Origin of the sequence: Cupriavidus sp. SIMBA_020, from assembly GCF_046535395.1 — a bacterium.
GTDB classification, from domain to species: Bacteria; Pseudomonadota; Gammaproteobacteria; order Burkholderiales; family Burkholderiaceae; genus Cupriavidus; species Cupriavidus campinensis.
Window position 1 is genome coordinate 433,911 of sequence record NZ_JAWRWU010000003.1, and the last position, 24,622, is coordinate 458,532.

The window sequence follows — 24,622 nt, forward strand, 5'->3', positions numbered from 1 at the left end:
TCCGCGTCTAGAAGGGAGAAGATCCGATGGATGCGCCGGCACTTTCGATCGTGATGGCAAAGCCAATGCCGAGGAAAGTGCCGTCCTTGTTGGGATTGAGGATGGCCGTGACGATGCCCACCACCTCGCCGTTCATGTTGACCAGCGGCCCGCCCGAGTTGCCCGGGTTGGCGGCGGCGTCGAACTGGATCAGCTTGTCCAGTTTCTGCTTGTTGTCCGGCGAGACGAACTGGCGGTCCAGCCCGGACACCACGCCGGCGGAGACGGACGGGCCGATGCCGAACGGAAAGCCCACCGCCACGACTTCGGCACCGGGCGCCAGCTCCCGGCTGGAGCCGAGCGTGGCCGCCGGCAGGTCGTCGGGGATGGATTTGGCCTGGAGGATGGCGATGTCCTTTTCCGGAATCGCCTGGAGGATGGAAGCCTCGGCGATGTGCCCGTCATGGAAGCGGATTTCCACGCGGCTGGCGTCGGCAATGACGTGGTGATTGGTGATGACGATGCCACTTTCGGTCACGACCACGCCGGTACCGATCTGGCGCTCCTCGGTCTTGTGGTCGGGCATGCCTTCCGCGGCGATTTCGTCACGCGGCGGGGCGGGGGTTGGCGTGGGCGAAGGTGCGGAGAACTTTGGCGAGGATTTTGGCGACGGCCTGGTGGGTGCCTTGGCGGATGGCGCCGGCTTGCTGTCAGGCGCCGCCGGTGCCGGCTTCGCCTTGTCTTCCCCTGGCGCGTAGCTGCGGACTTCCACCACTGACTCGCGCACTGCCTCTGCGGCGCGCGCCGTGCGCGACGGCAGGCTTTTGGTTTGCAGCGTATGGAGCACGGCAGAATCGATGTCTGCCTGCGTGGGCGCGCGCGGCGAGGCCGGCTGCATCAGCCAGGCGACGCCCACGCCAGCGATGAACACGAGCGCGACTGCCGCCGAGAGCCATCCGTAGATCGTCACCCGTTTCATTGCTGCTCCCGAGGTCCCGTCCCGCCGTGGAAAATACAGTACCATCGTTCTCACTCACGCGCCAAGGAGCAGGGCATGCAGTTTCTCTGGCCGCAAATGCTCTGGCTGCTGCTGGCGCTTCCGCTGCTGGCCGCCGCCTATCTCTATCTGCTGGCACGGCGGAAGAAGACCGCGCTGCTTTATGCCAGCCTGGCGCTGCCCCGCGCCGCGCTGGGCTCGCGCCAGCGGCTGCGGCGCCATATTCCACCCCTGCTGTTCTTCGTGGCGCTGGCCCTGGCGCTGCTGGCATGCGCGCGCCCCAGCGCCACCATCACCCTGCCATCGGACACCGTCACGCTGGTCCTGTCCATGGACATCTCCCGCAGCATGGAGGCCACCGACGTGGCGCCCACGCGCATCAGCGCCGCGCAGCAGGCGGCGCGGGACCTCATCATCGGGCTGCCGGCCAATGTGCGCCTGGGCATCGTGTCCTTCGCCACCACTGCCACGGTGGTGCTGCCGCCCACCAACAACCGGCAGGACATGCTGGAAGCACTCGAACGCTTCCAGCTCCAGCGCGGCACGGCAACCGGCAGTGGGCTGATCCAGGCACTGGCGGTGCTGTTTCCCGACGATGGCATCGACCTGGAAGACATCCTGTTCAATGGCATGTCGGCCCGCCCCGGGCGCGGCCCACGCTCACTGGACGAGGCCGCGTCGGCCGATGCCGCGCGCAAGCGCGACCAGGAACGGGAGGCGGTGCAGCCGGGCTCGTATCGGCACGGCGCGGTGATCCTGCTGAGTGACGGACGGCGCACCACAGGCCCGGACCCGGCGGAAGCCGCGCGCATGGCGGCCCAGCGGGGCGTGCGTGTCTATACGGTGGGGTTTGGGTCCACGCAGGGCGGCGCGGCGGGGGAATCGAACCTGTCTTATTTCATGCAGCTCGATGAACCGGCGCTGCGCGCGGTGGCGACGATAACGGGCGGGGAGTACTTCCAGGCGGGGTCGGCAGCCGACCTGAGCCAGGTCTATCGCCAGCTCAGTGCCCGCTTTGCGCTGGAACACAAGGAAACCGAGGTGAGCGCGCTGCTGGCGGCGGCGTCGGTGTTGCTGCTGGTGGCGGCGTGCGCCTTGTCGATGCTGTGGTTCCGGCGGTGAGTACCGGCAGCGCCGGCATGCCGAGGCACCCGCAAGGTGCCCCGGCGCCCCGGCGCCTCGGTGCCTCGGGGCTGGATCAGGCGCCGTCCAGGAAGGGGCTGCGCTGGCCGAGCCGCGTGCCCAGTGCGTCAGGCGGCAGGGTAGTGTTGGCCGCCGCGCTCGGGTCCATCGCCGGACTGACGGCCGGGGCGACCGGTGCTGAAGTCGGTGCCGCCATGGGCGCGCCCGCCGTGGGCGGCACGCCGTATTGGACCGACTGGCCCGAGCCTTGCGCGTAGGTGTCGGGTGCAGCAGTCGGCACGCCTGGTTGCGCGCCCTGTTGCGTGCCCTGTTGCGCGCCCACCGTGGACGGCGCGGCCGACTGCATCGGCGGCTGACCCTGTTGCACCGGTGGCGCCGGCTGCACCGGCTGGGCTGGCAGCGTCTGCTGCGCCAGCAGCGGGTAAGACGCGATCATCGCACCAGCCATCAACAGGGATTTCGCCAGATGTTGCTTCATTCGTGTACCTCCTAAAACGCCTACAGGCTTGGGAGTGACCACTGTAGCGTCGAGGCACCTGACATTCTGTTTGATTGTGCAACTGACATTTACGAGCCTTGCACGCCACGCCAAGGCCGGTTAGATACGCGCGCGTACCCCGTTTAGCGGGGCCTACACCCGGAACTCGGCCAGCAGCCGGGCCCGGTCCTGATCCAGCGCCGGCGGGTTCCGCACGCCTGACAGGGCGTCTGCCGTGCCGATCTTGACGGGGTTGCCGGCCACGCGCAGCGCCTTGCCGTTGCCAATGCCGATGTCCAGCAGCATGCCGCGCGCCGCCACGTGCGCGTTCTCGACCAGTTCTGGCACGCCGTTGAGTGGACCATGCGGCACCCCGGCGGCTTCCAGCGCGGCTTCCCACTCCGCCGTGGTGGCATCGGCCAAGCGGGCCTCGAGCGCCTCTTTCAGCGCGGCGTGGTGCTCGTTGCGGGCCGGCACCGTGGCGAAGCGCGGGTCCCGCGCCCATTCCTCTCGCCCCAGCGCCGTGCAGAGTGTCGTGAACAGCGCATCGTTGCCCACGGCGATGACGATGAAGCCGTCCCGGGTGGCGAACATGTCGAACGGGGTGATCGACGGATGCCGCGTGCCCAGCGGCTTCGGCACCCCGCCCGTGGCCGAGTAACGCGCGATGGGGTTCTCCAGCAACGCCACCTGGCAGTCGAGCATCGAGATGTCCACCCGTTCGCCCAGCCCCGTGGCCGCCCGTTTGAGCAGCGCGGACTGGATGCCGATGGTGGCGTACAGCCCCGCGCCGATATCGCCAATCGATACGCCCACGCGTGCCGGGTTGCCGCCGGCCTCGCCGGTCACGCTCATCAGGCCGCCCATGGCCTGCACCACCATGTCGTACGCCGGGCGGTTCCGGTAGGGACCGGTCTGCCCGAAGCCGGAAATCGACGCGAAGACCAGCTTCGGGTAGCGCGCGTGCAGCGCGGCCCAGGTGTAGCCGAGCTTCTCCATCACGCCGGCGCGGAAGTTCTCGATCAGCACGTCGGCTGTCTCCAGCATCTTGTCGAGCACCTTGCGGTCGTCCGGCTGCTTGAGGTCCAGCGCGATCGATTCCTTGTTCCGGTTGATGGAGGCGAAGTAGGCCGACTCGCCATCCACGAACGGGCCCACCTGACGCGAGTCGTCGCCGCCGTCGGGGTGCTCGATCTTGATGACGCGTGCGCCAAGGTCGGCCAGCATCATCGTGCAATAGGGGCCGGACAGCACCCGCGTGAGATCCACCACGGTGAGGCCCGCCAGCGGCAACTGGCCCTGACCCGCCGGGGGCGTGTTGGGGGGGATGGTCGGATTGGTCATTGCATGCTCCATGTCTTTCAATCGATCTTCGCGCCGCTGGAGACCGCCAGGTCCACGCCGATCCGGCCTTCGCGCGCCGCGTATTCCTGGAATTCGGCCACCGAGGCGGAGACGGCCACCTCATCGCCCTGCATCAGGAATTTCTTCTTCAGTTCGGGGTTGGCCATGACCTTGGCGGTGGCCGCGTAGAGCTTGTCGATGATCTCGGGCGGCGTCTTGGCGGGCGCGAACAGGCCGTACCACGCGGAGAGGTCGTAGCCCTTCACGCCGCCCTCGGCGATGGTCGGCAACTGGGGGTTGGCCGGCGAGCGCTGGGCGGACGTCACGGCAATCGGCACGATCTTGCCGGTGTCGATCATCGGCTTGACGGACGGCGCCGTGCCGAAGGTGAGCTGCACATCGCCGGCGGCCACGGCCTGTGCGGACGGCGCGCCGCCCTTGTATGGCACGTGGGTCATCTTCACGCCGGCCAGTTTGGTGAAGTAGACGCCGGCCAGATGGGTGATGACGCCGTTGCCGGAGGACGAATAGTTCAGCGAGCCCGGGTGCGCCTTGGCCTGCGCCACGAGGTCGGCCACGTTGCGGATGCCGGTGTCCTTGTTGACGGCGAGGATCATCGGCGCCGCCACCAGCCGCGTGATGGGGATGAAGTCGGCCGGCTCGTACCTGATGGATTTGTAGAGCACCTTGTCGCCGCCCATCAGGCTGGCCGTGGCGATGTAGAGCGTGTAGCCGTCCGGCGGTGCCTTGGCGACGAACTCGGCGGCGATGGTGGTGCCCGCGCCGGGCCGGTTATCGACGATGACGGGCTGGCCCAGTTCGCGGCTCAGCGCATCGCCATAGAGCCGCGCCGTGTTGTCCGCGCCGCCGCCGGCGGGAAAGCCGATGACAAGGCGGATGGGTTTGGTCGGGTAGGCCGTCTGCGGCGAAGCCTGCGCAGGTACGGCGGTGGCGATGAGGGCCAGCGTGGCCAGGGCGGCCAGGGACTGCGTGGATACGGGGGTCTTTGTCATGGTGGGTGTCTCCTCCGGGTAGCTGTATCGCTACTTGCCGCTGAATACCGGCTGGCGCTTTTCCTTCCACGCCGCCGCGCCTTCCCGGAGATCTGCCGAGGTCTCCGAGCGATGAATGTCCCGCGCCAGCGCGTCGGCATCGAGCGTGCCGCGCGCCAGCGCGTTGAGGTGCTGCTTCATGCCGAGCAGGGCGATGGGCGCCATGCCGGCCAGCTGGGCAGACAGTTGGTCCACCCGCGCGTGGAGCGCCGCCGGCTCGACCATCTCGGTCAGGAAGCCGATGTCCAGCATGGTGGCGGCGTCGATGCGGTCGGTGGTCAGGAACAGGCGCTTGGCGGCGTTCAGGCCGAGCCGCGACACGTAGCGCGCCATGCCGCCGCGATAGAAGTGCAGGCCCAGGCGGGCGGCCGGCATGAACATATCGCAGCCGGGCACGCCGATGCGGAAGTCGCACGCGAGGCAGAGATCGGTGGCGCCGCCGTAGACGCCGCCGTTGATGGCGGCGATGGTGACCGGGCGGGCGGCCTCGATGACGTCCATGACTTCGCCGAAGTTCAGCGCACCTTCGTCAGACTTGCCGGCCAGCGAGCCGATGTCGTAGCCGCTGCAGAAATACTTGCCGGCGCTGACGAAGCGGAGCACCAGCACGCGCGCCATCTCGTTGACCGCCTCGATATGATTCCGTATGGCGCGTAGATCACCCGGGTTGAGGCGGTTGGCGACCTCGGGGCGGCGCAGCGCGATCGTGGCGACGGCGCCGTCCACAGTGAGCAGAGGCGAGTTATCATCCATTCCGAAATATCTCCCTGGTGTCTTGATATATTCACGAAGCCTACAGATATTTTTTTTCTAGGACAAAAGAGGGTATACCCGTGCAATCACTCCAGGATCGCATCCGAGAAAACGTGGTGTCGGCCATTCAGACCGGCGCGCTGCCCCCGGGGGCACAGATCGACGAGAAGGCGCTGGCCGATGCGTTCGACAGCTCGCGCACGCCGGTGCGCGAGGCGCTGCTGATGCTGGCCGCGCAGGGGCTGGTGACCATCGTGCCGCGCGCCGGCATGTTCGTGCACCGGCCGACCGCCGCCGAACTGGTGGCGATGTTCGAAACCCTGGCCGAGATGGAGGGCGTGGTGGCGCGGCTGGCGACCCAGCGCATCACTGCTGCCGGCAAGAAAGTGCTGGCCAATGCGCATGAGGCGGCGGCCGAGCACGTTGAGCGCGGAGATACTGCGGGCTATATCGAAGCCAACCGCAAATTCCACGACGTGCTGTACCAGGCTGCAGCCAATCCGTTCCTGTCGGAGCAGATCGTGCAGCTGCGCCGCCGGCTGGCGATCTACTGGCAGAAGAAGGGCCTCATCAACGACGCCCGCGTACCCAGCTCCCACCGCGAGCACGGGCATGTGGTGGAGGCGGTGCTGGCGGGCAATGCCGACGTCGCCGCCGAGGCCATGCGGACCCATATCTCGGCGGGCGGCAAGGCCATCGCCGATCTCGTGTTGCTGGCCAGCGCGGGGGTGGAGTAGGGCGCGCAGTGCAATCCGCGCCGTGCAATCCACGCCGTGCAATCCAGATAGCCAGTCCGCCCTATGGTAGAAATGCCACACAAGTTCTGGTAACTCTCCCGGGTCCGGCGCATGCCTGCGCCGCAAGACATCTCACCCATACCCAGGAGTTTTCCGATGCGAGGCTTGTTCGTCGCGATCATCGCGGCCTGCGTTTCGGTCGTCGCCAGCGCGGAGATCGTGTGGCCGCCGAATGCCGGTGGCGGCTTCACCCGCAATGGTCTCTGGCGCAACGTGCAGGCGCGTTGCCTCACGGCCGGCGCGCCGCGCCATGCCGATTGCGCCGTGGTTGACCGCGACCGGGGCCTCGTGCTCTACAAGGACGCCGTCGGCGCCTCTCACTACCTCGTAATTCCCGATCACCCCGTTACGGGCGTGGAAGACCCGCGCGTCTGGACCGGCCCGCGCGCCAACGGCTGGGCCTTCGGGTGGGAAGAACGCCAGATCGTGGCGAGGGCGGTCGGCAAGCCGGTGCCCGATACGCTGATCGGCCTGGCCGTGAATTCCAGGGCCTCCCGGAGCCAGGACCAGCTCCATATCCATCTGGACTGCATCAGCGGCGCCGCTCAGAAGTTTCTGAATCAGAGCGGCATCACGCCGACGTGGGGGGCGTTCACGTTCGCAGGGAAGCGCGTGCTGGCGAAGCGCGTGCCGGCGGACCAGCCGGTGCTGGCCTTCAATCCGTTCGATGAAGTGCGTGGAGACATGGGTACGGCACCGGGCACCGCCATCGCGCCGCAGGACCGGGGCATCTTTCTCGCCTACACCGGCGGCAGCTTTGTCGTAGTGGACGAGCCGGTCGATCTCGCGCCCGGCAACAACGGCCACGCCAGCGACTTCCTGGACCGCCGCTGCAAGCTCGGCCGATAGATCAGGGGCGCCTGGGAAGGGGCTGGCCGGACCTCAGGAGATTCCGAGAAACCCTAGGAAAATCAACGAATTAGCTACACATGACGTAGCGCAAACAGCGCGCTTTGCGCGCTTCCGGCGCCATCGAAACGGAGTACGGTTCTGCCGCAAATCCAAGTCGATGGGGAGGGAAGTGAAAGCAATGGCGCAGCGGACGGAATACCGGGCGGACGATGGCGGTGCCCTGGCGGCGGGGAGGCAGTCTTACTTCCTCGACGTGCCCGGCGCCGAACATGCCGCCGCGCTGTCGGTGGTGTCCTTCACCGCCAAGGAATGGCTTGGCGACACCTACGTCGTCACGGTGCAGTTCACGCACCCGCTGGAACTCCCGCGCGCCGACTATCTCGGCAAGGCCGCCACCTTCCGGATCGACCACGGCAATTCCGTCGATGGTGCCGATGGTGCCGATGGCGCCGATGGGGCCGATGGGGCCGAACCCCGCAAGTTTGCCGGCTGCATCACCCGGCTCAGCCGGCTCCAGCGCTCCCGCGACCTGTTCACCTACGAGGCCGTGGTGGAACCGCTCGCTGCGCGGCTGAAGCTCACGCAGGCCAGCCGCATCTACCAGCACCAGACTGCGCCGCAGATCATCGAGGCCATCCTGCGCCGGCACGGCCTGCAGGGGCATCAGTTCACCTTCCGGCTGCGCCGCAAGTATCCGCAGCATGCGTTCCGCTTCCAGTACCAGATGTCCGACTGGGCCTACATCCGCCTGCTGATGGAGCAGGAGGGGCTGTACAGCTACTTCGTGCCCGGCAAGTTTGGCGAGATGCTGGTGTTCGGGGACGACATCGACCACTACCTCTACCAGCCGGAACTGCGCGTGCCGTACCGGGAGACCGCCGGGCTGGAGGCGGGCGTGGAGGCGGTGCTCGCGCTGCAATCCCATGCGCAGACCGTGGCGGCGTCATTTCGCGTGGCGGACTACCACCCGGGCAGTGCGTGGGAGCGCTTCACGGGTGAGGCGAATGTCGCGCGCAAGGAGGCCACAACCTACGGGGAGTCCTATGTCTTCGGCACCCATCACCTGGACTTCGCGGGCGGCAAGTGGGAGGCGCAGCTGCGCCATGAAGCGGCAATGGCCGGCCAACTGGTGTTCTCGGGCGAGAGCAACGTGCTGGACCTGCGCCCGGCGCGCATCCTGCGCATGGACCTGGCGCTGGCCGAGGCACCGAACGGGCAGGTCATCACCGAGGTCATCCACACCGGCGCGCGCGATGCCGCCTATCGCAACACCTTCAAGGCCATCCCTTCGGACCGGCGCTTCCGGCTGCCGCTGGCCGAAGACCGATGGCCGAGGATCCAGGGCACGCTGTCTGCCCGCGTGACCTCGCCGGGCCAGTACAAGTACGCCTACCTGACGCAGCAGGGGCACTACACGGTCCGCTTCGACCTCGATTTCGACACCTGGCCGAATGGCGGCGAAAGCGTGCCGCTGGCGCTGGCCAAGCCGTTCGCGGGGGCGAGGCAGACCGGCTTCCACTTCCCGCTCGTCGATGGCACTTACGTGGACGTGGCCTTCCGCGACGGCAATCCGAACAAGCCGTACATCGCCCACGTGCAGCACAACAGCCAGCACGAAGACCTGATCACGAACCGGGACCGCTGGCTGTCGCGCAACGTGATCCGCACCCAGAGCAACAACAAGCTGCGCTTCGAGGACTGGGAGGGGCAGGAGGGCGTCAAGCTCTCCACCGACTTTGCGCGCAAGTCGCAGCTGAACCTCGGCTATCTGGTCGACGACAAGCGGCAGAAGCGTGGCGAGGGCTTCGAGCTGCGCACGTCCGGATGGGGCGCCGTCCGGGGCGGCAAGGGCCTGTTCCTGTCGGCCGATGACCAGCCCGCCGCGAGAGGCCCGCAACTCGGCATGGACGCGGCCCGGGGTTTGCTCCAGCAGGCGCTCCAGCAGACCGAGGCGCTGGCCTCCGCCGCGCAGGCCGCGCAGGCGGTGGCGGCGGACTACGGCCGCCAGAAGGCGCTGCTCGACAACACCCTCGACACCCTCAAGCAAGCCGGCCTGCTGGCCAGCGCGCCGGCCGGCATGGCGCTGGCGTCTGGCGGCGACCTGCAACTGAGCGCGAGCCAGAACCTGATCGGCACATCGGGCGGCCACGCGGACTTCAGCGCGTTGAAGCGCTTCACCGTCGCCGCCGGCGAACTGGTGTCGGTCTTCGCGCAGAAGCTCGGCATCAAGCTGTTCGCCGCAAGGGGACCCATCGACATCCAGGCGCAGAGCGACGACATGCGCCTGCTGGCCGACCAGAACGTGACCATCAGCAGCGCCCACGGCAGGGTGGTCATCGAGGCCGAAAAGGAACTGCTGCTGAAGTGCGGCGGCTCCTACCTGCGCCTGTCGCTCACGGGTATCGAGGACGGCACGCGTGGCGACCGGATCATCCGGTCGGCCTCCTACACGCTCGATAGAAAACAGTCGCTCTCGCAGGCGATGAATACGTGGAAGCACACGGAGTTCGACGAAGCGTTCACGGTCCGGTGGCCGTTCGACGACGAACCCGCCAGCCATGAGTCGTATGCCGTGGTCCGCGACGACGGCAGCCGCATTCGCGGCAAGGTGGATGCGGAAGGCAGGACATCGCTGCAGAAGAGCCTGTTCGCCGAGAGCGTGGAACTGCTTTGCCCATTGAAATCCTGAGGACGACAACCTTGTCAGCGAGAGAACGCATTATCCCGCCCGAAATCCAGCCGGACGGCTCGGTCCGCTATCGCTCTGTCATGACGCCGCCGGACGACAGCGTCGCGGTCTGTTATCTGGTGTCACGCCGGATGATCCCGGTGGTATTCGTGCCGGGCGTGATGGGGTCGAATCTGCTTGGCCTCCGGCCCCGCAGGCGGTTCAACGGCAACATTGAATTGACGAAGGAGCCAGTGTGGCTGCTCGACAGCATGGCCGATGCGGCGACCTGGATTCCCGTTGGCGCCGAGTTCCGGAAGATCATGCTGGACCCGGGAACGACTTCCGTCTATGGCGGCGGAAAGCTGCCTGCCGGGACGTCGCTGACAGAAGACGAGATGAGACGCCGTGGCTGGGGAGAGGTCGCCCACATCAGCTACGGCGGGTTTCTGGCCTGGCTGGAGAACGCCCTCAACGACACCCACGATTTCCTGACAGGCGTGCGTTCGCAGTTGATGGAGCCGAGCACCGTGCAACGCGTGGGCGTGGAGCCGCTGACCCGCGCGGAGGTGGCGCTGTCCTACAAGTACCGGTACCCGGTGCATGCCGTCGGCTACAACTGGCTGCAGTCGAACCGCGCATCGGCGGAGCACCTGAAGGCGCGCGTCGAGACGTTCATGGCGTACTACCGGAAGCAGGGATTCATGTGCGACCGGGTGATCCTCGTCACGCATTCCATGGGCGGGCTGGTGTCACGCTGCTACACCGAAGTGCTGGGCGGGCGAGACAGGGTGCTGGGCGTCGTGCATGGCGTCATGCCGGCTACCGGCGCGCCAGCCGCCTACAAGCGCGTCAAGGCGGGAACGGAAAAACCGGCTGGCTGGGCACTGGGCTGCGATGCGGAGGAAATGACTGCGGTCTTCGCACAGTCACCGGGCCCGCTGCAACTGCTGCCGACGCCGGAGTACGGCATGCGTTGGCTGAAGTTCCGGGACGGGGACAAGGTGATCGGCTTGCCGAACACGGATCCGTATGACGAGATCTATATCAAGCGTGGAAAGTGGTGGTGCCTCTGCGATGACAAGTTGATCAATCCGGCGGACAAGAAGAAGGAGACCCTCGAGCGCGACTGGAAGACATATGAGTCGATGGTCAAGGACGACGTCAGGCCGTTTCATCAGGCAATCTCCGGTCGATACCATCCGAACTCGTACGCCTTCTTCGGCGACGATGCCAATCACAAGAGCTGGGGCGAGGTGACATGGCAGCGACGCCATCAGGCAGGCCTCGGGCCCGCAAGAGGCTTGCCGGTCGATGACCCGCTGGAGGGCAAGGTAGTGGCGAACAAGGGCACCGGGGAGATCGCCGTCCACACCCGACGCGGTGAAAACACCGTTCGTACGGTCTTCCAGATCCAACCCGCAGCAGAAAGCGGTGACGGTACGGTCCCGCTCCGCTCGGGTGCCGCGCCAAAAGGAAAGACAAAGGTCTGCCTTGCCTATCGTGGCATCGACCACGAAGGCGCCTTCAAGGCGCTACCCATCCAACTCTTTACGCTTTGGTCGATCGTGAAGATCACCGACGCCGTCAAGCTCACCTCCATGGCGTACAGCAAATGAAGTTCAGCCGTAGATGCTTTACCGCCGGCCTTTGCCTGACGCTTGCAGGCTGCGATTTCTCTCCGAAAATGACCGAGCAAGAACAACAAGCCATCCAGGCACTGACTACCCGGCTCGTCCCGCAATGCGTGGGGCGCTATCTCATCGATATGCCGGCGCAAGTTGAATTGAGCGGCATGGTGAAGATTGAAGGTGCCATCGTCGAGACGATGGCCATGTCGCTGGACGAGTTCCGCAAAGCGATGGCGGCGCGGGAGACCGAACTCACCAAGACGCGGAGTATCGACGCCCATCCGTTCCTGTACGTGAACGCGCCGGCTTGGGATGAGCATTCACGCTACTTCCTGCATCGCGGCTCGATCGGCGACGATCCGGGTAATCGGATACTGGAAGGGTATCGCTGGGAGAACGGTGTCCTGATCAGTATCCGACTTCGCTCGTCGGACTACACAAAGCCAGATCAGACCAGGGATCCGCTCGTACGGCAGATGGCGGTCAAAAACGACGTGCCCCGCGCCGCCACGCAGGTGTTCGAAATGCTCACCAGCTTCCGCGGCCGGCCGGATGGCGCGATACCCACAGAGCCCGGTCTCTGCGTTCCCGGCGGGATTCTCCTGGGCAAGTCGAAGGATGACGAGCAGGTTGATGTCGATTTCAACCTGCCGGCCTATCCGGACGTCTACTTCAATGTCTTCACCCATTCCAGCCTTCAGGAGAAGACCTCCTTGCTGTGGCGGGGCGGCCCGATTGCCGCTGCGCAACGCGTGCTCGATGACGGCAAGACGTTACGCAGGGGCACGGTGGATCTGCCGGGTGGCCGGGGCGAGGAGATGGTTATTGCGGGGCCGATGATCGTGACGAACGTCCAGGGGCAGGCGTTCCGGCTGGAGAGCAACGCCACGACCGGCAGCCCGGAGACACCGTTCATCGCCGTCAAGCTGAGCAACGGCGGCCCCACGGGCCTGGAAGAACCGTTGAAGAAGGCCTCGCTGACGGAGGCGCAGGCACTGGCCCTATGGGACGCCGTGTCCCGCACCCTGCGGCCCAGGCCGGGTGCTCTCTGAGAAGCCGGCGATGGTCAACGTCAAACAACAACGGTGATGTCATGGAAGTCACGCAACGCATTATCCCGCCCGAGATTCAGGAAGACGGCTCCGTGCGGTATCGATCCGTCATGTCGAAGGGAAAGACCGAGGCGATTTGCTACCTGGTCTCGCGGCGGGTCATCCCGGTGGTGTTCGTGCCGGGGGTGATGGGGTCGAATTTGGCAAAGTCGGATAAAGCGAGCACAGCTATTTGGCTGCTGGACAGCTTGAGTACCGTGTTCCATTGGATGAATCGAAGTGCGGCCGAGCGGAAGGTGATATTGAATCCACAGGACACAGTTGTGTACGGAGGTGGCAAGCTTCCGACAGAAACGCCTCTATCGACGGCGGAAATGCGGCGGCGAGGCTGGGGCGAAGTCGCATATATGAGCTACGGAGAGTTCCTCGCCTGGCTCGATGAGGCGCTCAACGATACGCATCAATGGCAGAACGGCATACGTTCCACGCTGCTAAGGGAGGCGGAGGCCCGATCGATCGGCGTGGCCGCGCTTACGCGCGAAGAAGCCGCGTTGTCCTATAAGTATCGCTACCCCGTCCATGCAGTGGGATACAACTGGCTGCAGTCCAACGAAGACTCCGCAAAGCGCCTGGCGGCGAGAGTCAATGCGTTCATGGCCTTCTACCGGAGCAAGGGATTCATGTGTGACCGCGCCATCCTCGTCACGCATTCGATGGGGGGGCTTGTCGGGCGCTACTTCACTGAATCGATGGGCGGCAAGGACGTCATCCTTGGGGTGGTGAATGGAGTCATGCCGGCGACCGGTGCGGCGGTCGCCTACAAGCGGGTGAAAGCCGGTACGGAGGGTGCGGCGGGCAGCGTCCTGGGTCGTAATGCCGAAGAAGTGACGGCGGTTTTCGCACAGGCTCCCGGACCCCTGCAATTGCTCCCGACGCCCGAGTACGGCTCCCATTGGCTGAAGATCCGTGATGGCAATCGCATGGTCTCGCTTCCACGATCCGACCCCTATAACGAGATCTACACCGTGCGGGGAAAGTGGTGGGCGCTATGCCACGAAAAACTTATCAATCCGCTCGATACGCGCAAGAAGACGGTCGACAAGGACTGGAAACAATATGTGCAAACCATTCAGAAGCGAGTCCGCCCATTTCATCTTGCCATCGCCAACCGATATCACCCGAATACGTATGCGTTCTACGGCGACGACACAGCACACACGACCTGGGGAGAGGTCACATGGGGACGGCGGTATGCTGCGCCGCGCTTCGGGCCGCGCGCCGTTGACGACCTTGCCGAGGGAACGGTAATGCACGACACAGGTCGTGGGACCATTTCGGTCCTCACGCGAAGTGCCGGAAACCCATTGCGCGTTGTCTTTGACCTGAACGGTGCGGACGAGAGCGGTGACGGCACCGTCCCGCGCCGGTCCGGCGCAGCGCCACGAGAGAAAGCGAAGGTCTGCCTGGCTTACCGTGGGATCGAGCATGAAGCCGTGTACAAGGTCTGGCCACTCCGGCTATTCACGGTCTGGTCCATTGTCAAGATCACGGATGCCGTGAAAGACACTTCCATGGCCTATTGCAAATGAAGCGCCTCTCATCGCTGCTTATCGTGATCCATGCGCTTGTGCTCCCGGCTTGTGGGAAGACCCCTCCATTGACGCCTCAGGAACAACAGACCGTGAATGCCATGACTTCCAATTTGACCCCGCGTTGTGTGGGACGCCATCTTATCGATCTGCCTGCAGGCATGACCGTCGAAGGCTCGGCCATCGTGGAAGACGCACGGGTCAAGACGAAGATGATGTCCCTCGATGCATTTAATAAGGAGATCTCTGCGCGCGAAGCCGAACTCAAGGCGGTGAAGAGCATGGATGCGCATCCTTTTCTCTATCTCAACGTGCCCGCGTGGGATGAGCACTCCCGCTACTTCATGCACCGGGGTTCGGAACGCAGCCACATCGCAAACCGGATTCTGGAAGGCTATCGTTGGGAGAATGGGGTTCGCGTCAAAGTCACGCTGGAGGCGTCAGATTTCAGCAGCCCCGATCAGGCGGATGACCCGATCGTGCAGCGCATGGACATCAAGAACGATGTTCCCCCGAAGGCCAACCATGTCTTTGAACTGCTTACGAACTTTCGCGGCCGCGCCGAGAACGAGATTCCAACGGAGCCGGGATTGTGCCTGCCGTACGGTCTGATTCTGGGCAAGGCGCGAGAAGGTGAGCGCGTGACTGGGATTTTCACTCTTGCAAGCCACGAGGATGTCGACTTCACACTTGTGACGGATTCAGGTCTCGCTGCAGTAGGTTCGCTATTGCAGCGGCATCGGCAGATTGAGGACGCGTTGTCGCAGATCAAGGGCGGGCGAACGGTGCGTAAAGGGAAGGTCGCTTTGACCGGCGTTGACGCCGAGGAATGGCTGTTGGCAGGCCCAAGACCCACCACGGAAGTGCATGGGCATCTCTTCACCCTGGAAGGGAACGCCCTCGCGGACGATGTGTTGGCACCTTTCGTACGGCTCGATATGGAGACAGCGAATCCGCTTCCGGACTATCGTCCGCTCGAACGTGCATCGCTGACCGACGGCGAGGCCCTCGCGGTTTGGGACGCCATCTCCCGAACCCTGCGGCCCCGGCCGAACGCCTTCTGAGCGCGCAGTGATGATGAAACGATATGTGGTGATCAGCGCGATCCTGGGCGCATCGCTTGTGCTACCGGCTTGTGGGAAGACCCCTCCATTGACGCCTCAGGAACAACAGACCGTGAATGCCCTGATTTCCAATTTGACCCCGCGTTGTGAGGGACGCCATCTTATCGATTTGCCCGCCGGCGTGACGGTCAAAGGGTCCGCCACTGTGGAAAGCGCACGGCTCGAGACGAAGATCATGCCCCTCGATGCATTCAACGAGGAGATATCCGCGCGCGAAGCGGAACTCAAGGCGGTGAAGAGCATGGATGCGCATCCATTTCTTTATCTCAATGTGCCCGCGTGGGATGAGCACTCCCGCTACTTCATGCACCGGGGTTCGGAACACAGTCACATCGCAATCCGGAAACTCGAAGGCTATCGTTGGGAGAATGGAGTTCGCGTCAAGGTCACGCTGGACGCGTCCGATTTCACCAGCCCCGATCTGGCGGATAACCCGATCGTGCAGCGCATGGAAATCAAGAACAGTGTGCCGCGAAAGGCCAACCATGTCTTTGAACTGCTCACGAATTTTCGCGGCCGGGCCGATGACGAGATTCCAACGGAGCCTGGATTATGTCTCCCTCGCGGATACATCCGCGGCAAGGCGCGCGAGGAGGAACGCACAAAGTCGAGGTTCCGTCTTGCAAGCCATGAGGATCTCGGTTTCACCATTCTGACGGACTCAAGTGTCGTTGAAAGGGACTCGCTTCTGCAGAGGCATCGTCAGATCGAGCAGGCGTTGTCGCAGGTCGAGGGCGGGCGAACGGTTCGTAAAGGAAAGGTCGCATTGACCGGCGTCGACGCAGAAGAATGGCTGTTGGAAGGCCCAAGACCCACCACGGAAGTGCACGGGCACCTCTTTGCGCTGGAGGGGAACGCGCTCGCGGACGATGTACTGACGCCTTTCGTGCGGCTCGAAATGGATACAGCGAATCCGCTTCCGGACTATCGTCCGCTCGAACGCGCATCGCTGACCGACGCCGAGGCCCTCGCGGTCTGGGACGCCATCTCCCGAACCCTGCGGCCCCGACCGAATGCCTTCTGAGCGCGCCGCGATGATGAAACGATATGTGGTGATCAGCGCGATCCTGGGCGCATCGCTGGCGCTACCGGCTTGTGGGAAGACCCCTCCATTGGCGCCTCAGGAACAACAGACCGTGAATGCCATGACTTCCAATTTGACCCCGCGTTGTGTGGGACGCCATCTTATCGATTTGCCTGCTGACGCGACGGTCGGGGGCGTCGTCACCTTGCAGGACGCATTGATCGAGACAGAAATCATGTCCATCGACGCATTCAACAAGGAAATATCGGAGCGGGAAACGGAACTCAAGGCGGTAAAGAGCATTGACGCTCACCCATTCCTCTATCTGAATGTACCCGCGTGGGACGAGCATTCCCGCTACTTCATGCACCGGGGCTCGGAATACAGCCACATCGCAAACCGGATTCTGGAAGGCTATCGTTGGGAGAATGGGGTTCGCGTCAAGGTCACGCTGGAGGCGTCAGATTTCAGCAGCCCCGATCAGGCGGATGACCCGATCGTGCAGCGTATGGATGTCAAGAACAGTGTGCCGACAAAGGCCAATCATGTCTTTGAACTGCTCACGAATTTCCGGGGCCGCGGCGAGAACGAGATTCCATCGGAGCCGGGATTGTGCTTGCCGGACGGTCTGATTCTCGGAAAAGCGAAAGAGGACGAACGCGTGACTGCGATGTTCAACGTCGCAAGCCATGAGGACGTCGAATTCACACTTGTGACGGATTCGGATCTCGTTGAAAGGAGTTCGCTATTGCAGAGGCATCGCCAGATCGAGGACGCATTGTCGCAGATCGAGGGGGGGCGAACGGTTCGAAAAGGCAAGGTTGCTTTGGCCGGCGTTGACGCCGAGGAATGGCTGTTGGCAGGCCCGAGACCCACCACGGAAGTGCATGGGCATCTCTTCAGCCTGGAAGGCAACGCGCTTGAGAACGATGTGCTGGCGCCTTTCGTAGGGCTCGATATGGAGACAGCGGTCCCGCTCCCGGACGATCGCGGGCTAGAGCGCGCATCGCTGACGGACGCCGAAGCCCTCGCGGTCTGGGACGCCATCTCCCGAACCCTGCGGCCCCGGCCCAATGGCTTCTGACAGCGGAGGGTCTGTGAAAGCGCATGCCGCGGCAGCCCTCACGCTCTGCGCGACCCTGATGCTCGGGGCCTGCGGCAGGGCGCCCAAGATGTCCCCGCCGGAACAACAGGCCGTCGATGCGCTGACCCACAATCTGATCCCCCATTGCGTGGGTCGCTACCTGCTGGAGATGCCGCCGGGCATGGCGATGCTCGGTTCGACAAAGATTCGCGGCATCATGATTGGGACAGAAGTCATGTCCCTCGGCGCCTTCCAGAATGAGATCGAGAAGCGGGGCGCCCAACTCAAGGCAGTCAAGAGCGTCGATGCTGAACCGTTCCTGTACAAGAACACCACATCCCAGGACGGGCAGCCGGGCTATTTCATGCACCGAGGCGCGGTAGACGCCGATCCGGCCAGGCGGGTGCTGGAAGGGTATCGCTGGGAGAATGGCGCCCGCATCCGGATCGAGCGCGAGGCCTGGGACTTCACCGAGCCGGACCAGTCCGCGAACCCACTGGTTGGCAACGTGACGGTCAAGAACAATGTTCCCCAGCGCGCCGTTGAAGTGCTGAACATGCTGGATAGCTTCCGGGGCCTGGCCGCCGGTCGCCTTCCCACAAAGCCCGCGCTCTGTGTTCCCCATGGCTATCTGCTGGGCAAATCCAAGCCGTACGAGTATGTCGATGTGCGCTTCGATCTGCCATCCCACACAGGGGTCTCGTTCCACATCCTCACCCATTCCAGCCTGCACGAGGCACCATCGCTGTTGCAGCGAGACGGTATTGACGCGGCGACGGGCGCGCCGGACGGGTGGCGCACGCTGCGAAAGGGTGTCGTCAAGCTGCCGATGGAGCTGGCCGAAGAATGGCTGATCGTTCGGCCGACGCGCGCGGAAGGGGAGCAGGAACATCTGTTCCGGCTGGAGATCGGCGCGACGGATGGCAGTCCGGACACGCCCTATTTTGCGCTGACGATGCGCAATCTCCCCTCAACGCCGGCCGCTTTCACCGAAGCCCAGGCACTGGCCCTCTGGGACGCCGTATCGAAAACCCTCCGCCCCCGCCCGAATGCCTTCTAGCCAACCTTCACGTCGATCTTGTCATACCCCTTGATCCGATACACCGCCATGGACACCAGCCAGCTCACCACGAACACGCCGATGATCACGTAGCCGAGCATGCCGAACTGCTCGCCGATGCCGGTGATCCAGTCCCACGGCTGGCCGGTCAGCTCCAGCTTGCGCGCGATCAGTGACAGCGCCTGGATGCCGCCGATCACCACCGCCACGAGGATCGAGACCAGCGTGATGGTCATGTTGTAGTACAGCTTGCGGATGGGGCGCGTGAAGGCCCAACCGTAGGCGCGCAGCATCAGCACGCCGTCTGTGGTATCGACCAGCGACATGCCGACCGTGAACAGCACCGGAAAGACCATCACGCTCCAGTACGAGATGCCCTGCGCCGCCTGCCCGGCTGCGATGCCGAACAGCGCCACCTCCGTGGCGGTGTCGAAGCCGATGCCGAACAGGAAGCCCATCGGATACAGGTGCCAGCTGCGCGAGGTCATGCGGAACAGCGGGCGGAACAGCCGCGCCACCACGCCGTGGCCGGACAGCATCAGGTCCAGGTCCTGGGCGGCGAGGGTGCCGCCGCGCCGGACCTTGCGGAAGGCGCGCCACACCGAGCGCAGGATCAACAGGTTGAAGAAGGCCAGCAGGAACAGGAACGTGGCCGAGACGCTCGTGCCGATCAGCCCGCCCACGTCCTGCATCTCACCGAAGTGCGATTGCAGGAACACGGCGGCGAAGGCGACCCCGATGGACATCAGTGTCACCACCGACGAATGCCCGAGCGAGAAGAAGAAGCCCACGGAGATCGGATAGCGACCCTCCTGCATCAGCTTGCGCGTGACGTTGTCGATGGCCGCGATGTGGTCGGCATCCACGGCGTGGCGCAGCCCCAGCGTATAGGCCAGCACCGCCGACGCCATGAGGACCGGCTGGTGGCGGAACGCGATCCAGGCCCACAGCCATGCCACGACGTTGGCGAGGATCAGGAACGCGTAGAGCGCGGTGACCTTGCGCCGGCTGTCGGCGGGCTGGTCATCGAAAATGCTGGCGAGGAAGGCGAGAAAGGCGGCAGAGGCGCGCAGCCCGGTGACGGCGGCCGGGCGCGAGCGGCCATGGGAATGCGCAGACGGATGGTGTGTCATCGATAAGCCGGGCGACCCCGCCCGTGCAACAGGGGTGACGATGATGACCACAGGCCGGTATCCGGGCTTGCAGGGCGGGAGGCTGGCTCCCCGGTTTCGCCGCCTTCCCGCGCCTGCCGTGGCGGCGTGGCGCAGTGACTGCCGGTCCGTGGACCGGCATGGCGATTCCTGACCTGCTGACCGTTGCGGGGGCAGCACAGGCTTTGCCATCGGGCGGATCTCCCGGACCATGGCGCACCTGTTTCCCGTTTAACCCGCGCAAGGCGCGGGCACCTGCAATCGCTCGCGGCAGGCAAAACCTGTGCCGCAGGCGCGGATTCTACGGGTTGCGGCGCCGCATGGAAAGTGACGTCCCCTGCAGCGCCCAAATTGCAGCGGCAGGTAGGCGCGCCCGGTAATCGCTGCAACGATCTGGCCACTTTCGGGTGCGGAAGGCTTGTCTGGCAAGCCGCGACGCGCACTGGCGGCGGCAGGCACCGTTCGTGCTTGGTGCCAGAGATGGGCCCCACATGGACGACCGGAAACCAGCTCCGCCTACTCGAAAACGGGGAGGAATACTTCCCGCGGGTACTGGCGGCCATCGCAGGTGCGCAGCGGAGCGTGCTGCTGGAGACCTTCATCCTGTTTGATGACGAGGTCGGCCAGCCGCTGCGCGACGCGCTGATCGCGGCGGCGCGCCGGGGCGTCAGCGTGGCGTTGACTGTCGACGGCTTCGGCTCGGCCGATCTGTCGCCCGCGTTCCTTTCCGGGCTGGTGGAGGCGGGCGTGGTTGTCCGTCTGTTCTCGCCCCGCCGGCGGCTGGTCGGCATGCGTACCAACCTGTTCCGGCGCCTGCACCGCAAGCTTGTTGCCGTGGATGCCAGCGTGGCCTTCGTCGGCGGCATTAACGTCTCGGTACAGCACCTGATCGATTCCGGCCCGCTGGCCAAGCAGGACTACGCGGTCGAGGTACGCGGCCCCGCCGCACGCGAGATCCATGCGTTCCTGCTGGACGCCATCCACGCCAACTCACCGGGCCCGAAGGCACCGCCCCAGCGCCCGGCACGCCGGATGCGCGAGGCTGGCGCGCTGGCCGGCCCCGGCGCCGCGCTCCTTGTCACGCGCGACAACGACCGGCACCGCCGCGACATCGAGCGCCAATACCTGCTGGCCATCCGTGGTGCGGAGCGCGAGTTGATCATCGCCAACGCCTATTTCCTGCCCGGATACCGCTTGCTCCAGGCGATCTGCGATGCCGCCCGGCGCGGTGTGGACGTGCAGCTGATTGTCCAGGGCAACCCCGACATGATGTGGGTCAAGCGCACCGTGGACATGCTCTACGCCCACCTGCGCGAGGCGGGCGTGCGCATCTTCGAGTACTGCGAGCGGCCCTTGCACGGCAAGGTTGCCGTGGTCGACGACGACTGGGCGACGGTCGGCTCGAGCAATCTGGACCCGCTGAGCCTGTTCCTGAACCTCGAAGCCAACCTCATCATCCGCGACACAGCCTTTGCCGCCACACTGAAGCAAAACCTGCGCACGCGCATGGAAAGCAGCTGCCAGGAAGTGCCCGCCACGCCAGACGGCGCCCGCCCGCGCTGGCAGGGCCTGGCCACGGCACTGGTCTTCCACGCGCTGCGGCGCTTCCCGGCCTGGGCGGGATGGCTGCCGGCCCATACGCCGAAGCTGCTCACGCCGACGCTGGACGCGCCGCCGTCCGGCTGGCAAAGCGGCGTGGCCACGCCCCCGCGCGAACAGGACTGCCCATGACGATGATCGCCAAGGCGCGCCGGCGCATCCCCTGGAAAGCCGTCAAACGCGTGGCCGGCGTGGCGTTCGTCGTGCTGGTGGTGGTGCTGATCTTCCGCGCGCTGGGCGGCATCGACTGGGCCAAGGTGTGGCAGGGGTTGAAGGGCTACGATGCCCGCACGCTGCTGCCCGCCGCCGGGCTGGCGTGCCTGAGCTTCCTGCTCCACGCCTCGTTCGACCTGCTCGGCCGGCACTACACGCGTCACCACCTGTCGACGCTGCGCGTGATGCTGACCGCGTTCATCGCCTATATCTTCAACCTCAATATCGGCGCCGTGGTGGGCGGGCTCGGGGTACGGCTGCGGCTCTACTCGAAGGCCGAAGTCAGCGGCTCGCAGGTGGCCGGGGTCTACACCATCGCCATCGTCACGAACTGGACCGGCTACATGCTGATTGCCGGCATCGTCTTCAGCCTGTATCCGCCAGCGCTGCCGCCGGCCTGGGGCATCAGCGAGCTGGCACTGCGCGGCCTGGGCGTGCTGATGTTCCTTGCCGGGCTGGCCTACTGGCTGGCCTGCGCCAAGGCCACGCGGCGCCGCATCAAGATTCGCGGGCACGTGTTCAGCCTGCCCAGCCTGCGCTTCGCCCTGCTGCAAAGCGCGCTGTCCATCACCAACTGGATCACGCTCGCCGCCATCATCAACCTGCTGCTGCCGAAGGAGGTGAACCTGCCGGCGGTGCTGAGCGTGCTGCTGATTGGCAGCGTGGCGGGCGCGCTGGCGCATATCCCCGCCGGCCTGGGCGTGCTGGAGACGGTGTTCGTGCTGCTGCTGGGCAACCAGGTGCCCCAGCACACGCTGCTGGCGGCGCTGATCGTCTACCGCGCGCTGTACTACCTGATTCCGATGGTCTTTGCCTCTGCGCTGTATGCGTGGATGGAGATGCGGACTGGGCCTCCGCAGCCGAGGACGGACAGCGCCTAACCCTGACACCATGGATATACCTGCCTCGATCATCGTCATTTCCCCGCATCTGGACGATGCTGTGTTCAGTTGCGGCAACCTGATCGCCGCCAGCCACGCGGCAATGGTCGTGACCGTCTTTGCCGGCGAGCCTGCCCCGGCACCTGGCGCGCCGGAATGGGACCTCGCGGCCGGGTTTTCCAGCGGCGCCCAGGCGGTGCGGGCGCGCCGGCAGGAGGATGGCCGCGCCTTGCGGCGGCTCGGCGCCGAGCCGGTCTGGCTGGACTTCCTCGACGGCCAGTACGGCGGGCGCCGCACCGCGGTGGACATCGCCGTGCGGCTTGGCCGCCTGCTGTCCCTGCAGCGGCGCGCCACCATCGTCGCGCCGCTGGGGGTGTACCACCCCGACCACGTGCTCGTGAACGCCGCCTGCATGCTGCTGCGCGAAGCCGTGGCGGTGGACCATTCGGCGCTGGCCGTCGCCGACGACGAGGCCCCGGCCCCGGCCCCGGCCCCCCAGCAGTGGCTGTTCTACGAGGACGCCATCCACCGCCGCATGCCTGGCGCGTTGCAGAGCCGCCTGGCCGGCTGGTGGCAGGAGGGCCTGATCGCTGCCCCCGTGCACCTGCCGCTATCCCAGCCCCAGTACCAGTCCCGCAAGGCGCTTGCCGTGGAAGCCTACGAGAGCCAGTTGCGCCTGTTCAATGCGGAGCAACTGGCGGATATCAGTGTGCCGGAGCGTTACTGGACCCTCGATCCGCATCCGAAACCCGCACGGTGAGCGGTCCAGCCAGCGGTAGCCGTTACCCTTCCTTGTAAGGCTTACCCGGCCCTACCAGTACGTGGCGATGTAGGCCACGAGCATCAGCGCGATGCCCCCGAGGATGAGCGGATGGGTCCAGACCCGGCGCGGCTTGCCGCGCAAACGGTGCATTTTCTGCTGCTTGTCCTGCACGTCGCCATGAAGCATGGAATCTCCCAGGTGAGCGACCCATTCGGGCCCGGTCTCTGCCATGTGCAGATTGCGTGCCACCGGCCCGGGCGCCGGAGGCGGCCAGCCGGTCCTGCCGATAGGACCAGCTGGTCCCATTGAACCGTCCGGGCGGCTCCCCTAGAGTCAGTCTCCATAACACCGACACCCACCGGAGACAGGACGTGCACCCCAACCGACGACAATTCCTCGGCCAATTCCTCGGCCAATTCTTCGATCATTGCGCCGTGGCCGCCGTGGCCGCCGTGGCCGCCGTGGCAATGACTGCTTCCCCGCTGGCCATGGCGCAGGACAAGCCCATCACCATCGTCGTGGGCAGCCCGGCGGGCGGCACCACCGACGCGCTGGCCCGGCTGATCGCCCGGTCGATGGGGGACTCGCTCCATCGCACCGTAGTGGTGGACAACCGGCCCGGCGCGGGCGGCAATATCGCCGCGCAGTACGTGGCGCGCAGCACGCCGGACGGCAGTACGCTGCTGATGAGCTTCACCGGCCACACCATCAACGCCTCGCTCTACAAGAACCTGCCGTTCGATGCCGTACGTGACTTCACGCCCATCACCATGGTGGCGCGGGTGCCCAGCGTGCTGGTGGCGCGCAAGAACGCGCCGTTCGACACCACGGCCGGCCTGATCGACTACGCGAAGCGCAATCCCGGCAAGCTGAGCTTCGCCATCGGCGCGCAGGGCTCGTCGCTGCATCTGGCCAGCGAGCAGTTCAAGCTCCAGACCGGCACGGACATCCTCAACATCCCTTACAAGGGCACCAACCCCGCGCTGACCGACCTGCTCGGCGGCACGGTGGACCTGATGTTCGCGAGCACGGTGAACGTGCTGCCCCACGCGCGCAGCGGCGCGATCAAGATCCTCGGCGTCAGCAGCAAGGACCCGCTGCCGCAGTTCCCCGGCGTGCCGGCCATCGGCAGCACGGTGAAGGGCTTCGAGTCGAGCGCGTGGTTTGGCCTGTTCGGCCCGGCCAGGCTGCCGCCGGCCACGGTCGACCAGCTTTACCGCGCCGTGCGCGTGGCCGTGGAAGACCCGGCCTACCGGCAACGCATGGAGACCGAGGCCGCCACGGCGGTGAGCATGACGCCGCAGCAGTTTGGACAGTTCGTCCGCAACGATATCCAGCACTGGGCCAAGGTGATCCAGGCGTCTGGCACGAAGGTGGAATAAGTGGCA

General features: G+C 65.3%; 22 protein-coding genes and 1 riboswitch. Of the genes, 15 read left to right on the top strand and 7 right to left on the bottom strand.

Translation table 11 applies throughout. The features are described from left to right. Positions 1 to 7: 7 nt before the first annotated feature. Positions 8 to 958, bottom strand: a complete 951-nt coding sequence (locus SB751_RS08840) for a S1C family serine protease (protein ID WP_144198453.1) — start codon at positions 956 to 958, stop codon at positions 8 to 10. Positions 959 to 1,033: 75 nt separating this feature from the next. On the opposite strand from SB751_RS08840, the gene SB751_RS08845 reads away from it, so the two are divergent. Continuing rightward, a complete protein-coding gene (locus tag SB751_RS08845) occupies positions 1,034 to 2,098 on the top strand; it encodes a VWA domain-containing protein (protein WP_250025822.1) in 1,065 nt (354 codons plus the stop codon). 76 nt (positions 2,099 to 2,174) lie between these two features. On the opposite strand, the gene SB751_RS08850 is transcribed toward SB751_RS08845, so the two are convergent. The 4 genes from SB751_RS08850 to SB751_RS08865 form a co-directional block, all read right to left on the bottom strand. Beyond that, on the bottom strand, positions 2,175 to 2,597 hold the full coding sequence (locus tag SB751_RS08850) for a hypothetical protein (RefSeq protein WP_211943365.1): 423 nt from the start codon (positions 2,595 to 2,597) through the stop codon (positions 2,175 to 2,177). Positions 2,598 to 2,750: 153 nt separating this feature from the next. Beyond that, positions 2,751 to 3,941: a CaiB/BaiF CoA transferase family protein gene (locus SB751_RS08855; protein WP_144198447.1), complete on the bottom strand. Its 1,191-nt coding sequence runs from the start codon at positions 3,939 to 3,941 to the stop codon at positions 2,751 to 2,753. 17 nt (positions 3,942 to 3,958) lie between these two features. Continuing rightward, positions 3,959 to 4,954 (bottom strand): tripartite tricarboxylate transporter substrate binding protein, encoded by a 996-nt coding sequence (locus tag SB751_RS08860; protein WP_144198445.1) that lies wholly within the window; start codon positions 4,952 to 4,954, stop codon positions 3,959 to 3,961. A 30-nt stretch (positions 4,955 to 4,984) separates the two neighbouring features. Then, a complete protein-coding gene (locus SB751_RS08865) occupies positions 4,985 to 5,746 on the bottom strand; it encodes an enoyl-CoA hydratase/isomerase family protein (protein WP_144198443.1) in 762 nt (253 codons plus the stop codon). A gap of 80 nt (positions 5,747 to 5,826) precedes the next feature. Between SB751_RS08865 and SB751_RS08870 the strand changes: the two genes are divergently transcribed. The 10 genes from SB751_RS08870 to SB751_RS08915 all read left to right on the top strand — a co-directional run bounded on the left by SB751_RS08870 (position 5,827) and on the right by SB751_RS08915 (position 18,627). Further along, on the top strand, positions 5,827 to 6,483 hold the full coding sequence (locus tag SB751_RS08870) for a GntR family transcriptional regulator (RefSeq protein WP_144198441.1): 657 nt from the start codon (positions 5,827 to 5,829) through the stop codon (positions 6,481 to 6,483). Positions 6,484 to 6,639: 156 nt separating this feature from the next. Beyond that, entirely contained in the window at positions 6,640 to 7,392 is a 753-nt protein-coding gene (locus tag SB751_RS08875; protein ID WP_211943367.1) for a CDP-diacylglycerol diphosphatase, read from the top strand. A 181-nt stretch (positions 7,393 to 7,573) separates the two neighbouring features. Next, the gene (locus tag SB751_RS08880) at positions 7,574 to 10,084 is read left to right on the top strand and encodes a type VI secretion system tip protein VgrG (RefSeq protein ID WP_313819155.1); all 2,511 of its coding nucleotides are present in this window, start codon (positions 7,574 to 7,576) and stop codon (positions 10,082 to 10,084) included. Next, the gene (locus SB751_RS08885) at positions 10,066 to 11,682 is read left to right on the top strand and encodes an esterase/lipase family protein (RefSeq protein ID WP_211943369.1); all 1,617 of its coding nucleotides are present in this window, start codon (positions 10,066 to 10,068) and stop codon (positions 11,680 to 11,682) included. Before SB751_RS08880 ends, SB751_RS08885 begins: the two co-directional genes overlap by 19 nt. Further along, on the top strand, positions 11,679 to 12,746 hold the full coding sequence (locus SB751_RS08890; RefSeq protein WP_144198433.1) for a T6SS immunity protein Tli4 family protein: 1,068 nt from the start codon (positions 11,679 to 11,681) through the stop codon (positions 12,744 to 12,746). The genes SB751_RS08885 and SB751_RS08890 overlap by 4 nt, the downstream gene beginning before the upstream one ends. A gap of 41 nt (positions 12,747 to 12,787) precedes the next feature. Further along, the gene (locus tag SB751_RS08895) at positions 12,788 to 14,335 is read left to right on the top strand and encodes an esterase/lipase family protein (protein ID WP_410747950.1); all 1,548 of its coding nucleotides are present in this window, start codon (positions 12,788 to 12,790) and stop codon (positions 14,333 to 14,335) included. Positions 14,336 to 14,436: 101 nt separating this feature from the next. After that, positions 14,437 to 15,399: a T6SS immunity protein Tli4 family protein gene (locus SB751_RS08900; RefSeq protein ID WP_410747974.1), complete on the top strand. Its 963-nt coding sequence runs from the start codon at positions 14,437 to 14,439 to the stop codon at positions 15,397 to 15,399. Positions 15,400 to 15,511: 112 nt separating this feature from the next. Beyond that, complete coding sequence (locus tag SB751_RS08905; RefSeq protein ID WP_410747951.1) at positions 15,512 to 16,483, top strand: T6SS immunity protein Tli4 family protein; 972 nt, start codon at positions 15,512 to 15,514, stop codon at positions 16,481 to 16,483. A gap of 10 nt (positions 16,484 to 16,493) precedes the next feature. Further along, complete coding sequence (locus SB751_RS08910; RefSeq protein ID WP_211943374.1) at positions 16,494 to 17,567, top strand: T6SS immunity protein Tli4 family protein; 1,074 nt, start codon at positions 16,494 to 16,496, stop codon at positions 17,565 to 17,567. Positions 17,568 to 17,580: 13 nt separating this feature from the next. After that, a complete protein-coding gene (locus SB751_RS08915) occupies positions 17,581 to 18,627 on the top strand; it encodes a T6SS immunity protein Tli4 family protein (RefSeq protein ID WP_211943375.1) in 1,047 nt (348 codons plus the stop codon). Here the strand turns inward: SB751_RS08915 and SB751_RS08920 are convergent. After that, a complete protein-coding gene (locus tag SB751_RS08920) occupies positions 18,624 to 19,760 on the bottom strand; it encodes a HoxN/HupN/NixA family nickel/cobalt transporter (RefSeq protein WP_410747952.1) in 1,137 nt (378 codons plus the stop codon). The genes SB751_RS08915 and SB751_RS08920 overlap by 4 nt on opposite strands. A gap of 34 nt (positions 19,761 to 19,794) precedes the next feature. Continuing rightward, positions 19,795 to 20,052: riboswitch (cobalamin riboswitch) on the bottom strand. Positions 20,053 to 20,258: 206 nt separating this feature from the next. On the opposite strand from SB751_RS08920, the gene clsB reads away from it, so the two are divergent. Genes clsB through SB751_RS08935 form a run of 3 tightly spaced genes read left to right on the top strand, consistent with a single transcriptional unit; the run spans position 20,259 to position 23,231 of the window. Beyond that, positions 20,259 to 21,509, top strand: a complete 1,251-nt coding sequence (gene clsB / locus SB751_RS08925) for a cardiolipin synthase ClsB (RefSeq protein ID WP_211943377.1) — start codon at positions 20,259 to 20,261, stop codon at positions 21,507 to 21,509. Further along, positions 21,506 to 22,471, top strand: a complete 966-nt coding sequence (locus SB751_RS08930) for a lysylphosphatidylglycerol synthase domain-containing protein (protein ID WP_144198424.1) — start codon at positions 21,506 to 21,508, stop codon at positions 22,469 to 22,471. Before clsB ends, SB751_RS08930 begins: the two co-directional genes overlap by 4 nt. 10 nt (positions 22,472 to 22,481) lie before the next feature. After that, complete coding sequence (locus SB751_RS08935; protein ID WP_144198423.1) at positions 22,482 to 23,231, top strand: PIG-L deacetylase family protein; 750 nt, start codon at positions 22,482 to 22,484, stop codon at positions 23,229 to 23,231. 51 nt (positions 23,232 to 23,282) lie between these two features. Here the strand turns inward: SB751_RS08935 and SB751_RS08940 are convergent, their stop codons facing one another. Continuing rightward, a complete protein-coding gene (locus tag SB751_RS08940) occupies positions 23,283 to 23,420 on the bottom strand; it encodes a hypothetical protein (RefSeq protein ID WP_186296864.1) in 138 nt (45 codons plus the stop codon). A 281-nt stretch (positions 23,421 to 23,701) separates the two neighbouring features. On the opposite strand from SB751_RS08940, the gene SB751_RS08945 reads away from it, so the two are divergent. Beyond that, a complete protein-coding gene (locus SB751_RS08945) occupies positions 23,702 to 24,616 on the top strand; it encodes a tripartite tricarboxylate transporter substrate binding protein (protein ID WP_250025967.1) in 915 nt (304 codons plus the stop codon). Positions 24,617 to 24,622: the final 6 nt, after the last annotated feature.

Coding starts and splice junctions, on each gene's coding strand:
- SB751_RS08840 (WP_144198453.1), bottom strand. CDS start 958: ATGAAACGGGTGACGATCTACGGATGGCTCTCGGCGGCAGTCGCGCTC.
- SB751_RS08845 (WP_250025822.1), top strand. CDS start 1,034: ATGCAGTTTCTCTGGCCGCAAATGCTCTGGCTGCTGCTGGCGCTTCCG.
- SB751_RS08850 (WP_211943365.1), bottom strand. CDS start 2,597: ATGAAGCAACATCTGGCGAAATCCCTGTTGATGGCTGGTGCGATGATC.
- SB751_RS08855 (WP_144198447.1), bottom strand. CDS start 3,941: ATGACCAATCCGACCATCCCCCCCAACACGCCCCCGGCGGGTCAGGGC.
- SB751_RS08860 (WP_144198445.1), bottom strand. CDS start 4,954: ATGACAAAGACCCCCGTATCCACGCAGTCCCTGGCCGCCCTGGCCACG.
- SB751_RS08865 (WP_144198443.1), bottom strand. CDS start 5,746: ATGGATGATAACTCGCCTCTGCTCACTGTGGACGGCGCCGTCGCCACG.
- SB751_RS08875 (WP_211943367.1), top strand. CDS start 6,640: ATGCGAGGCTTGTTCGTCGCGATCATCGCGGCCTGCGTTTCGGTCGTC.
- SB751_RS08880 (WP_313819155.1), top strand. CDS start 7,574: ATGGCGCAGCGGACGGAATACCGGGCGGACGATGGCGGTGCCCTGGCG.
- SB751_RS08890 (WP_144198433.1), top strand. CDS start 11,679: ATGAAGTTCAGCCGTAGATGCTTTACCGCCGGCCTTTGCCTGACGCTT.
- SB751_RS08895 (WP_410747950.1), top strand. CDS start 12,788: ATGGAAGTCACGCAACGCATTATCCCGCCCGAGATTCAGGAAGACGGC.
- SB751_RS08900 (WP_410747974.1), top strand. CDS start 14,437: ATGACTTCCAATTTGACCCCGCGTTGTGTGGGACGCCATCTTATCGAT.
- SB751_RS08910 (WP_211943374.1), top strand. CDS start 16,494: ATGATGAAACGATATGTGGTGATCAGCGCGATCCTGGGCGCATCGCTG.
- SB751_RS08920 (WP_410747952.1), bottom strand. CDS start 19,760: ATGACACACCATCCGTCTGCGCATTCCCATGGCCGCTCGCGCCCGGCC.
- clsB (WP_211943377.1), top strand. CDS start 20,259: ATGGGCCCCACATGGACGACCGGAAACCAGCTCCGCCTACTCGAAAAC.
- SB751_RS08930 (WP_144198424.1), top strand. CDS start 21,506: ATGACGATGATCGCCAAGGCGCGCCGGCGCATCCCCTGGAAAGCCGTC.
- SB751_RS08935 (WP_144198423.1), top strand. CDS start 22,482: ATGGATATACCTGCCTCGATCATCGTCATTTCCCCGCATCTGGACGAT.
- SB751_RS08940 (WP_186296864.1), bottom strand. CDS start 23,420: ATGCTTCATGGCGACGTGCAGGACAAGCAGCAGAAAATGCACCGTTTG.
- SB751_RS08945 (WP_250025967.1), top strand. CDS start 23,702: ATGACTGCTTCCCCGCTGGCCATGGCGCAGGACAAGCCCATCACCATC.